The following is a 10279-nucleotide window of genomic DNA, read 5'->3' on the forward strand; positions in this document are numbered from 1 at the left end:
CCCCCCCCCCCCCCCCCCCCCCCCCCCCCCCCCCCCCCCCCCCCCCCCCCCCACCCCGCCTTCGACAGTTTCCCGCGATCTGTCGGGGCCGGCGCTCTGCGTTGCTCTTGGTAGGTGTCGACCTTGGTCGACACGATGGATCCACGCCACGCGTGGATGATGGGGAACGACGAAAATGAAAGGCCGTTCATCTTTCCCACTTTGCCGATTCCGGTTGCTGGCCCGGATTTGGCATCATTGGGGCATTGATCCGTCGACAGGGCATGAGGCCATGAAACGTTCCCGCACCACCGCGCTGCTGCTGATGAGCGCCGCGCCGCTGCTGTTCACCGCCTGCCAGAAGGAGCCGGAGGTGAAGGTGCAGGAAGGCCTGTACACCTCGGTGGAGGCCTGCACCGAGGCCACCGGTGATCCGTCGTCGTGCCGCAATGCCTTTGCCGAAGCGCAGAAGCAGGCCGCCGATGCGGCACCGAAGTACGCCAGCAAGGAAGCCTGCGAGAAGGACTACAAGCCGGAACAGTGCGTGCAGCAGCACACCTCGGCCGGCACCTCGTTCATCGGCCCGATGATGATGGGCTTCTTCATGTCGCAGATGCTGAGCAACCGCGGCGGCCTCGCCCCGCAGGCGCCGGCGTCGTCACCGGCTTACCAGGACAAGAACGCTGGCTGGGCGCGCCCGGCAACGGGCGGCACCGGCGGCCTGAACACCGCCAGCGGCATCGGTGCCGGCAAGGCCGGCCTGGCGCCGGTCACCAGCGAGCCGAACCGTGCGGTCACTGCCAGCCGTGGTGGCTTCGGCAACACCAGCGCGCGCCGCAGCAGCAGCGGCAGCTACGGCGGCTGATCGACCCATGCAGCGTATCCGGATTGCCGAGCGTGCCCAGTGGCGGGCACGCGCGGAGGAAGCGGGTTTCCGTTTCCATACCATCGATGGCCAGCCGTACTGGGATGAACGCGCGTACTACGCGTTCACCCTGCGCCAGATCGAACAGGACATCGAAGACCCCAGCGCCGAGCTGCACCAGATGGCGATGGACCTGGTCGGTGATGTCATCGCCAGCGAGCGCCTGATGGACCAGCTGGCGATTCCGTCGCATTACCGCGACTGGATCGCCGACAGCTGGCGCCAGCGCCAGCCGCACCTCTACGGCCGCCTGGACCTGGCCTACGACGGCACCGGCCCGGCCAAGCTGTACGAGCTGAATTACGACACGCCGACCTCGCTGTTCGAGGCCAGCTTCTTCCAGTGGCAGTGGCTGGAAGACCAGCGCAACGCCGGCCGCCTGCCGCAGCATGCCGACCAGTTCAATGCGATCCATGAGGCGCTGGTCGAGCGCTTCGGCGAACTGGCCACGCAGCTGCCGCCGCCGCTGTTCTTCAGCGCGGTGCGCAGCTCCGAAGAAGACCGTGGCACTGTCGATTACCTGCGCGACTGCGCCTCGCAGGCCGGTCTGCATGGCCAGGCCATCGCCATCGAGGATATCGGCCTGTCCGAGGACGGCCGCTTCACCGCGCTGGATGATTCGGTGATCGGCACGCTGTTCAAGCTGTACCCGTTGGAAGACCTGATGGCTGAAGAGTTTGGCCGCGCGCTGCCTGGTTCCGGCGTGCAGCTGCTGGAACCGGCCTGGAAGGCGGTGCTGAGCAACAAGGGCATCCTGCCGCTGCTGTGGCAGCGCAACGTGGGCCATCCGAACCTGCTGGAGGCTCACTTCGATGACGGCAGCACGCTGCCGTCGGGCTGGGTGCGCAAGCCGCTGTTCTCGCGCGAGGGCGCCAACATCGAGATGCACCTGGCCGATGGCAGCACCCAGCGCAGCGATGGTCCCTACGATGGCCCGGCGATCATCCAGCGCGCACATCCGCTGACCCGCTTCGAAGGCGGCTACCCGCTGATCGGCAGCTGGGTGATCGGTGACCACGCCTGCGGCATCGGCATCCGCGAGGACGACAGCGCGATCACCCGCGACAGTGCGCGCTTCGTGCCGCACGCGATCGTAGATGAGGCGCCGACGCGGATCTACGTCTGATGACGGTGGAGCGCTGGCCTGGCCGGCATGGGCGTGCCACGCCCGTGCCGGGTCGGCATTTCGATGACGGGCGCAGCCTGCAGGCATTCGCGGACCGCGTCGCGGTGCGTTGCCATCGCTGCGACACCTCCGGTTGGGTTATCGCCAGCTGGAAACCCTATCGATGGACCGCGCGTTTCCGCTGCACCGGCTGCAGTTCTGCGTTGGATAGTGGTGACTGGGTCGGTGCGGTCTACATGCTGGGCCGCCAACCTTGTGGATTCTGTGGGTATCAGTGGCTGCATGTGCGTCGCCGGGCTCCCGCCGGAGTGCCTGCACCGGCGTGCTTCGCTGCTCGATGTGCGCAATGTGATCGCAGTACCGATGTTTCGGTCGCGGTGCGCCCGTTGCGTGACGCCGAGCCTGCCGATCCGCACTTCGGATTGCCGCTGCGCCTGGTCGAACCGACCCGCGCGGGCCTGCTCTGGGCCTATAACACTGAACATCTGCAGGCACTGCACGAGTATGCGAGCGCGACGTTGCGGGAAAGCAGCGGCCATCACCGATCCATGTTCTCGCGCCTGCCGCAGTGGATGAAGCTGGCCCGCAACCGGGTGTTGCTGCAGCGTGCGGTGGAGCGGTTGCAGCGGCGATTGCTGCAGGGGTAGTGCCGGCCGCTGGCCGGCAATCGCCGTTGGTAGATGCCGACATTGGTCGGCGCTGTGGGTTTCGTGCCAACCAAGGTTGGCACCCACCAGCGCGATCGTTGGTATCAGAGCAATCCTTCGCGCTTCACCGCCAGGTAGCGCTCCACCAGCGCTGCGGGCAGGGCATCGGCGGTCACGTCCAGCACCATCACCTTCTCGCTGCGCAGTGCCTCGTGCGCCTTCGCGCGCTGCTGCAGGTAGAGTGCGGCGGCACCGGCCTGGGTGGCGTCTTCCAGTGTCTGCACTTCGCTGTCCAGCACGCCGTCCAGCTCGCGCTCGCGCAGGCTGGCCACGCATACCAGGTGGCGCCGCTGCAGCAGGCGCACTGCCGCCAGCAGGTCTTCGATGTCCTCGTCGCGCACGTTGCTGACCAGCATCACCAGCGCGCGCCGGCGCTGGCGCAGCGATACCTCGGTGGCCGCAGCCAGGTAGTCGGTGGCCACCGCGCGCGGCTGCAGGTCGTAGCTGGCACGCAGCAGGTGCTCGACCGTGCCCATGCCACGCTGCGGTGCCACCCAGCGGCGTTCACCACCGGCAGCGAACAGGCCGGCGGCGTCACCCTGGCGCAGCGCCAGGTACGCCACCACCAGCGAAGCGTTCAAGGCGTGGTCGAAATGCGAGAGCCCGCCTTCGCTGGCCAGCATGCGCCGGCCACTGTCGAGCATCAGCAGCAGCTGCTGGTTCTTCTCGTCCTGGTACTCGCGCGAGATCAGCTTGCGTGCACGCGCGGTGGCCTTCCAGTCGAGCTGGCGCAGGCTGTCGCCGATGCGGTACTCGCGCATCTGGTGGAAGTCGGTGCCTTCACCGCGGCGGCGCTTCACGTGCGCACCGACCAACCGCGAGGCCTGGTCGGCACTGAACAATGCGAAGCGGGTGAGCGGCACGAAGTTCGGATAGACCCGCACGTCCAGCGCGGGAGGCAGCGTGCGTTGCTGCCACCACAGGCGCCACGGCGAGCGCATGCGCAGGTGCACGCCCTCGAAGCGGAAATGCCCGCGCTGCAGCGGCTGCAGATGGTAGTGCAGGGTGGCAGCGGTGCCCGCCTGCAGGCGCACGCGCTGCGGCAGCGATTCCAGCGGCCAGCCGCCGGGCACCAGGTCGAACACCTGCACCGTCATCGACGTGTCTGCCTGCAGCCGCAGCGCGGCCTCGCGGCGCACGCCCAGTGCCAGCGCTTCGGGCAGTTCGCGTTGCACCTGCGGCGACGGACGCCGCGACTGCCGCCACAGATCCATCAACGCCGGCACGGCAATCGCCAGTGCCGCCAGCGCCCAGCTCCAGCGCGGCAGCAACCCGCCCAGCACCAGGCCACCCAAGGCGGCCCAGGCCAGCAGCAGCGCCAGCAGCAGCGGGGCCGGCCTCATCGGCGCGGCGCTTCCACCTTGGCCAGCAGCGCGCCCAGCACGTCGTCGGCGTCCTGGCCTTCGATCTGCAGTTCCGGGGCCAGCGCGATGCGGTGGCGCAGCGCCGGGCGTGCGATGTCGCGCACATCATCCGGAGTGACGAAATCACGGCCGGCCAGCACCGCCTGCGCGCGCGAAGCACGCACCAGCGCGATGCTGCCACGGGGGCCGGCACCGACCGCGATACCCGGCCACTGCCGGGTGGCGGCAACGATGCGCACCGCGTAGTCGATCACTTCGTCATCGACGGTGATCGCCGCAGTGGCACGCTGCAGTTCCAGCAACTCGCCGGCACCGAGCACGCGCGGCACCTGGCTCAGGTCGAAATCGCTGGCAGCACGACCACTGGTGATCGCGGTCACCATGCGCTTCTCGTCCTCCAGCTGCGGATAGTCGATCAGCACCTTCAGCAGGAAACGGTCCAGCTGCGCTTCCGGCAGCGGGTAGGTGCCCTCCTGCTCCAGCGGGTTCTGCGTGGCCAGCGCCATGAACGGCGGCGCCAGGGTGAAGGCCTTGCCTTCGATGGTCACCTGGCCTTCCTGCATCACTTCCAGCAGCGCCGACTGGGTCTTGGCCGGTGCACGGTTGATCTCATCGGCCAGCAGCAGATTGGTGAACACCGGGCCGCGGCGGATCTTGAAGCTCTCGCTCTTCGGGTCGTACACCGCGTGGCCGCTGACGTCGCTGGGCATCAGGTCGGGGGTGAACTGCACGCGACCGTAGTCCAGCTCCAGGGCCTGGGCCAGCGCGCGCACCAGCAACGTCTTGCCCAGCCCGGGCACGCCTTCGATCAGCACGTGGCCGCCGGCCAGCAGGGCCACCAGAATCTGGTCCAGCACATCGGCCTGGCCGATGAAGGCGTGTCCGACGGCGGTGCGGATGGCATCGACGCGTTCGATCAGGCGGGCGTTGGCGGCCGCCGGCAGCTCGGGGACTTCGGTCATAGCAGGGATCTCATCTGGAGCAGCAAGCGGATGCGCTCGCGCAGGGCGGAGGAATCGTGCGGCGGAGGGGGCGTGAGCGCGCTGGCAACGCGGCCTTGAGGCCACTTCAGCAGCTCGGCGATGGCCTGATCGCGTGGCGCACCATCCAGTGCGGCCGCAACCGGTGCGCGCAGGCGCAGGCGGTGCAGGAACAGGGCGAGTACGGCCTCGTACAGGCGCGTACCGTGGCCGAAACGCAGCAGCAGTTCACCACTGGCACGCACGTGTTCCAGCAGCGAACGGCGTTCCAGTACCGGTGACGGCAGCAGGCTGCCGAAGCGCTGCGAGCGGCCCCACAACCAGCCCAGCAGGGCCAGCAGCAGTGGCGCCCACAGTGGCCAGCCCTGGTAGAACATGCGCGACCACAGCGACGGCGGGCGGCTGGCGTAGATCAGCCAGACCGCACCCTTGCCGTAGTTCGGATCGAGCAGATAGCGGGTCAGGTCGCGGTGCGACGCGTCGTGCAGGCCGTCGCTGGCCTTGACCCCTGCCGATGCCAGGCGCGCTGCCGGTGAGTCCACCTCGCTGCGCATGAACTCCATGTCGGCCAGCACGCTCACCTTGCCCTGGCCATGGCGCAGGCGCGCAAACACCAGGTCGCGATCCGTGCCCCAGCGACGTTCGGCCTGTGCACTGGCGGCAAAACCCAGGGTGAAGCGGCGGCCTCCACAGAACTCAACGTGACCAGGATCGTCGTCGACATGGAACGGCTGGCAGTCGCTGCGCTGGAACAGGCTGTCCACGCCCAGCTGATCCAGCAGGGGCCCCTGCGTGCTGCCGGCATCGTCCTCGGCCGGTGGCGGCGTCCGCACCAGCAGGTGGCCGCCCCCATCGACCCAGTCCAGCAGCGCGCTGGCGACGGGCGGCGGCAGTTCGCTGCTGTCCTGCAGCAGCACCACCGTGTCGTGCGGCCCCAGCGTCATTTGCCGCAGTTCCAGCCGTGGCCGCGAGTGCACGTCAATGCCGTCGGCGCGCAGGGCCTGGCCGAGCACGTACAGCGGGTTGTAGCCAGCTTCGCCCTGCGGCGGCAGCTGCACGGTCTCGGTCACCCGCTCATGCGTGCGCAGGTAAAGGATCGTCAGCGGTACACCGAACAGCACCAATGCACCGAGCAGCAGCGACCAGAACAGGCGCGGGCTCATGCCTGCCACCGGTACTGCTGGCGCAGCGTATCGGCCAATGCATCGAAATCGGCGCGGCTGGGCAGGCGGCCACCGTAGGCGGCGTACTGCCACATGCGCACGATGCGCGCGAACAGGTCACGGTCGCTGGCCTCGGGCATGCGCCGCGACGCGCGCAGGCATTGCGCTTCGGTGGCACCGGGTGGAAGCGCGATACCGCTGCGCTCGCCCACCGTGCGCACGCTGGCGCGGTACAGAAGGGCCAGCGCCTGCCGCGGCCGGCCCTGGTCCCAGAGCAGGCCGGCCTGGGTGGCCACGTCCGGCGGCAGCACCACCGGCAACTCCACCTGTTCCTCCACCACCGGCGGTGCGGCCTCGGCCTTGCGTCGGCCACTGCCCCGCACCCACGGCAGCCACAGCCGTGCGGTCAGCAGCAGCACCAGCAGCAGGACGCCGAGCAGCCCCCACAGGCCCCATTCGGCCAGCCGCGCCAGCCAGGCGATGCCGTCCTTGCGCGCTTTGCGTTCACCGTTGCTGTTGGTGTCACGCTGCAGCTGCTTGTCTTCCTTCTTCTCTTCCTCGGCCTGTTCGATCGGCTTCCAGCGGGTGACCTGGCGGGTCGGGCGCTGCAGCGGGTCTTCATAGGCGCGGTTCACTGCCTGACGGAAACCGGCGGTGTCCACCGGCGTACCGCCGAAGATCGTTGCCGGGGTGTTGCCCGGGTCGATGGTCGGTGCTTCGTCGCCTTCCTCGGCGTCGATGCCACGGTCGTTGGGCTTGCCCATGGCGCGTTCGGGCTCGGCGTCTGTGTCCTGCGCATGCACCGGTGCGGAGACCAGCGGCAGTGCCAGGCACAGCAGCAGGGCCAGCGTCGATGCCGCCGGCAGCAGCCGCTCGCGCAGGCGGCGCAGGGCGATCTCCACATCCCAGGCTTCCATCTGCGTGCGCCGGTTCAAGTACAGGCCAAAGCCCGCACCGACGAAGAACGGGCCGATCAGCACCGAGGCCAGCCAGCACGCCAGGTTGAAGCCCAGCCGTGCCCATGCGGGTGTGTCCTGGCCGATCATGTCCCATGCGGCGCGCCATGATTCGGACATCAGCTCCAGTGGCATGAACATGAACACCGCACCGATCGCGCCGGACACCAGCACGGCTTCGAACGCCATGCAGGTCACGGTCAGTACCAGTGCCGCGCCCGCTGCGCCGGCTGCCACTGCACGACGACGTGGGCCGCGCTGGCCCGGTGTGTTGCCTTCCAGCAGGTTCACCGGCAGGCACAGGCTGCGCAGCACGCTGAAACGACGCCAACCCAGGTAGCCCCAGAAGCCGCTGTTGCCCCAGTGACGTTGCGCACGCAGCGCGGCCAGCGTGCCGACTGGTTCACCGAAGATGCCGCGCGACAGCACATACAACGGCGCACGTTCGAACAGCGGTTTGCACCACCACATCGCCAGCCAGGCCCAGCCGAAGGCATCCAGCCACCAGCCCAGCGCGTTGAAGATCACGAACAGCGGTGCACTGGCCAGCAGCCAGCTGCCCCACAGCGCGCGCGCGTGACGGCGGGACAGCGCGGTGCCGAGCTCCATCGCTTCCCAGCCACTGCGGGCACGCAGCGCCACGTCCAGGTGGTCAATGCGCATGGCCAGCTCCACGTCCGCCGCGCCACAGCCACAGCAGCACGCCGGCCCACAACACACCGGCCACGCTGAACTTGCCCCATGCAGGTACTTCGGCGATCGATGACCAGAAGGCTTCGATGAAGGCGGCCACCAACAGCATGAAGGCGACGCCGAGGCACAGCCGCGCGCCGATGCGGCCGCCGTCGACCAGTGCATCCAGGCGGCTGCGCCGGCCCGGCGCCAGCAGCTTCATGCCCAGCTGCAGGCCGGCACCGCCAGCGATCACGATCGCAGTCAGCTCGAAGGCGCCGTGGCCGACCACGAAGCGCCAGAACGGGTCGCCATGGCCGATGTGCTGCAGGTGGCCTGCCACTGAACCGATGATCACGCCGTTGAACAGCAGCACCAGCAGCGTGCCCAGCCCGGCCAGCAGTCCGCTGGCGAAGGTGCGCAGGGCGATGCTGATGTTGTTCATGATGTAGTGGCCGAACATCATCCAGTCGGTGCCGCTGTCACGCCCCAGGCGCTCGGCGGCGGGATCGTACATGCGCTCCATCTCTGCGATCTGGCGGTTGTCCATCAGCATGTGGATCAGGTCCGGATAGACCTGCACCAGCACGAAGCAGGCCACCGCCGGCAGCGCGAACATCGCCAGCGCTACCCACATGCTGCGCGCCTGGCTGCGCACCAGCAGCGGGAAGTCGGCCACCAGGAACTCCAGGGCACCCCGCCAACGTGTCGGCGGCGTGCGGTACAGCACGCTGTGGCCCTGCTGCATCAGCTGCTGCAGGCGCTGCACCAGCTGCGGGCTGTAGCCGCGCTCGCGGGCCAGCGCCAGCTGCTGGCACAGCCGCCGGTAGCGCTGCGGGAAGGTCGTGTCGTCCAGTGCCAGGCCGCTGGCCTTGCGGCGCGTGCGGCGTGAGGCGCCGGCACGCAGCAGCAGCCACTGCTCCAGGTCCTGCCATTCCTGCTGGTAGCGGGCGACGAACTGCTCCTGTTTCATCGCCGCCCCAGCAGCCAGTTGGCCATCGCATACAGGCGCAGAACGCCGACCTGGCCGTGGGTGCCGGTCAGTGGCTCGGCAATACCGGCCAGCTCCTGCTGGCGCGCCGCCGACAAGCGTGGCGCGCGCTCGGCGAAGGCCATCAGCGCGGCCTGTTCCTCTGGTCGCAGGGGCTGCGGCGGGGCCAGCACGCTGTCGATGGTCGGCGGCGGTGGCAGATACAGCGCGGGTGCATGCACCACCACGGTGCCGGCCACCAGGTCGCCCAGGCGGCGGCCATGCGGATCGAACAGGCTGCTGATCAGGCCCAGCGCATAGCCGAAGGGCAGCATGTCCACCGTGCGCAGCAGGTTGCGGGTGATCGCCGCCATCCAGCCTACCGGCGCGCCATCGCGGGACAGCACGCGCAGCCCCAGCGCACGCTTGCCCAGGGTGCGTCCCCACACTGCTTCGCAGACGATCGGGTAGGCCCAGTAGACCAGGAACATCAGCACCAGGTAGAGGCCGGAGCCGAACTTGTCCAGCAGCGCCAGCGGAATGGACACCAGCACCAGTGCCGCGATGCGCACGCCGAGATCGACCAGCCAGGCCATCGCCCGCGGTACCGGGCCGGCGGCAGGCAACTGCAGCGGCACACCCTCTGGCGTCACCACCTCGCGGTAGGTATCGAGCATCGGTGCGGCCATCAGCGCGATGGCCTTCGTTGTGGGCGCCGGAGTCCTCTCCGGCAGGCAGCCACAGGCATGGGGGTCTCGACAGGTCCTGGTCGGGCCCAGACTTTAGCAGAGCCGCGTGGCGGCGTTGGCTGCTCAGCCCCGGTATTCGTCCTTCAACCGCACGTAGTGGTCGGCCGAATAGTGCAGCGACTCGATCTCCTTGTCGCTCAGCGTGCGCGCCGGCCGGGCCGGGTTGCCGACCCACAGCTCGCCTTCGCCCACCACCTTGCCCGGGCCGACCACCGCACCGGCGCCGACGAAGCCATGGCGCTCCACGCGGGCGCCGTCGAGGATGCAGGCGCCCATGCCGATCAGGCTGTAATCGCCGATCGTGCAGGCGTGGATGATGCAGCCGTGGCCGACGGTCACGCCTTGGCCGATCAGGGTCGGGTAGCCGGCCTTGTTGTACGGGCTGTGGTGGCTGACATGGATGATGGTGCCGTCCTGCACGTTGGTGCGCGCACCGATGCGCACGTAGTTGACATCGCCGCGGATGACCGTGCCCGGCCACACCGACACGTCGTCGGCCAGCTCCACGTCACCGATGACGGTGCAGGCCGGGTCGATGTACACGCGCTCGCCGAGGACGGGCATCTTGTCGCGGAAGGGGCGCAGCGGGTTCATCGAAGTCTCCGGAAATCAGGGCGTTCGCGACGATGATACCTGCGTGGTGCGTTGTAGAGCCGAGCCCATGCTCGGCTCCCTACGCAGCTGAGCA

10 protein-coding genes are annotated in these 10279 nt (G+C 68.8%); 3 read left to right on the top strand and 7 right to left on the bottom strand.

The features are described from left to right. The first annotated feature begins 271 nt into the window (after positions 1-271). From ACTJJM_RS06990 to ACTJJM_RS07000, 3 genes are read left to right on the top strand one after another with little or no spacing between them, the layout of a single operon-like run. Positions 272-844, top strand: coding sequence for a DUF1190 domain-containing protein (locus ACTJJM_RS06990; protein WP_440865334.1), 573 nt, complete (start codon positions 272-274; stop codon positions 842-844). A 7-nt stretch (positions 845-851) separates the two neighbouring features. Then, the gene (locus ACTJJM_RS06995; protein WP_440865335.1) at positions 852-2030 is read left to right on the top strand and encodes a glutathionylspermidine synthase family protein; all 1179 of its coding nucleotides are present in this window, start codon (positions 852-854) and stop codon (positions 2028-2030) included. Continuing rightward, entirely contained in the window at positions 2030-2677 is a 648-nt protein-coding gene (locus ACTJJM_RS07000; protein WP_440865336.1) for a hypothetical protein, read from the top strand. Before ACTJJM_RS06995 ends, ACTJJM_RS07000 begins: the two co-directional genes overlap by 1 nt. Before the next feature lie 104 nt (positions 2678-2781). Here the strand turns inward: ACTJJM_RS07000 and ACTJJM_RS07005 are convergent, their stop codons facing one another. The 7 genes from ACTJJM_RS07005 to ACTJJM_RS07035 form a co-directional block, all read right to left on the bottom strand. Beyond that, on the bottom strand, positions 2782-4080 hold the full coding sequence (locus tag ACTJJM_RS07005; RefSeq protein WP_440865337.1) for a DUF58 domain-containing protein: 1299 nt from the start codon (positions 4078-4080) through the stop codon (positions 2782-2784). Next, positions 4077-5063 carry an AAA family ATPase gene (locus ACTJJM_RS07010; protein WP_014648782.1) on the bottom strand — a complete coding sequence of 329 codons (987 nt, stop codon included), beginning with the start codon at positions 5061-5063 and terminating at the stop codon, positions 4077-4079. Before ACTJJM_RS07010 ends, ACTJJM_RS07005 begins: the two co-directional genes overlap by 4 nt. Continuing rightward, positions 5060-6244, bottom strand: coding sequence for a DUF4350 domain-containing protein (locus ACTJJM_RS07015; RefSeq protein WP_440865338.1), 1185 nt, complete (start codon positions 6242-6244; stop codon positions 5060-5062). Before ACTJJM_RS07015 ends, ACTJJM_RS07010 begins: the two co-directional genes overlap by 4 nt. Beyond that, positions 6241-7863, bottom strand: a complete 1623-nt coding sequence (locus tag ACTJJM_RS07020; protein WP_235650966.1) for a DUF4129 domain-containing protein — start codon at positions 7861-7863, stop codon at positions 6241-6243. Before ACTJJM_RS07020 ends, ACTJJM_RS07015 begins: the two co-directional genes overlap by 4 nt. Beyond that, complete coding sequence (locus ACTJJM_RS07025; RefSeq protein ID WP_019337015.1) at positions 7853-8845, bottom strand: stage II sporulation protein M; 993 nt, start codon at positions 8843-8845, stop codon at positions 7853-7855. The genes ACTJJM_RS07020 and ACTJJM_RS07025 overlap by 11 nt, the downstream gene beginning before the upstream one ends. Beyond that, positions 8842-9531, bottom strand: coding sequence for an RDD family protein (locus ACTJJM_RS07030; RefSeq protein ID WP_010482196.1), 690 nt, complete (start codon positions 9529-9531; stop codon positions 8842-8844). The genes ACTJJM_RS07025 and ACTJJM_RS07030 overlap by 4 nt, the downstream gene beginning before the upstream one ends. A gap of 123 nt (positions 9532-9654) precedes the next feature. Next, entirely contained in the window at positions 9655-10185 is a 531-nt protein-coding gene (locus ACTJJM_RS07035) for a gamma carbonic anhydrase family protein (RefSeq protein WP_019337016.1), read from the bottom strand. Between the last annotated feature and the right edge of the window lie 94 nt (positions 10186-10279).

It is taken from the genome of Stenotrophomonas sp. 22692 (assembly GCF_052045015.1).
Taxonomy (GTDB): domain Bacteria; phylum Pseudomonadota; class Gammaproteobacteria; order Xanthomonadales; family Xanthomonadaceae; genus Stenotrophomonas; species Stenotrophomonas geniculata.

What these genes read in the sequence shown, in the direction of transcription:
- ACTJJM_RS06990 (WP_440865334.1), top strand. Translation starts at nt 272, where the DNA reads ATGAAACGTTCCCGCACCACCGCGCTGCTGCTGATGAGCGCCGCGCCG.
- ACTJJM_RS06995 (WP_440865335.1), top strand. Translation starts at nt 852, where the DNA reads ATGCAGCGTATCCGGATTGCCGAGCGTGCCCAGTGGCGGGCACGCGCG.
- ACTJJM_RS07000 (WP_440865336.1), top strand. Translation starts at nt 2,030, where the DNA reads ATGACGGTGGAGCGCTGGCCTGGCCGGCATGGGCGTGCCACGCCCGTG.
- ACTJJM_RS07005 (WP_440865337.1), bottom strand. Translation starts at nt 4,080, where the DNA reads ATGAGGCCGGCCCCGCTGCTGCTGGCGCTGCTGCTGGCCTGGGCCGCC.
- ACTJJM_RS07010 (WP_014648782.1), bottom strand. Translation starts at nt 5,063, where the DNA reads ATGACCGAAGTCCCCGAGCTGCCGGCGGCCGCCAACGCCCGCCTGATC.
- ACTJJM_RS07015 (WP_440865338.1), bottom strand. Translation starts at nt 6,244, where the DNA reads ATGAGCCCGCGCCTGTTCTGGTCGCTGCTGCTCGGTGCATTGGTGCTG.
- ACTJJM_RS07020 (WP_235650966.1), bottom strand. Translation starts at nt 7,863, where the DNA reads ATGCGCATTGACCACCTGGACGTGGCGCTGCGTGCCCGCAGTGGCTGG.
- ACTJJM_RS07025 (WP_019337015.1), bottom strand. Translation starts at nt 8,845, where the DNA reads ATGAAACAGGAGCAGTTCGTCGCCCGCTACCAGCAGGAATGGCAGGAC.
- ACTJJM_RS07030 (WP_010482196.1), bottom strand. Translation starts at nt 9,531, where the DNA reads ATGGCCGCACCGATGCTCGATACCTACCGCGAGGTGGTGACGCCAGAG.
- ACTJJM_RS07035 (WP_019337016.1), bottom strand. Translation starts at nt 10,185, where the DNA reads ATGAACCCGCTGCGCCCCTTCCGCGACAAGATGCCCGTCCTCGGCGAG.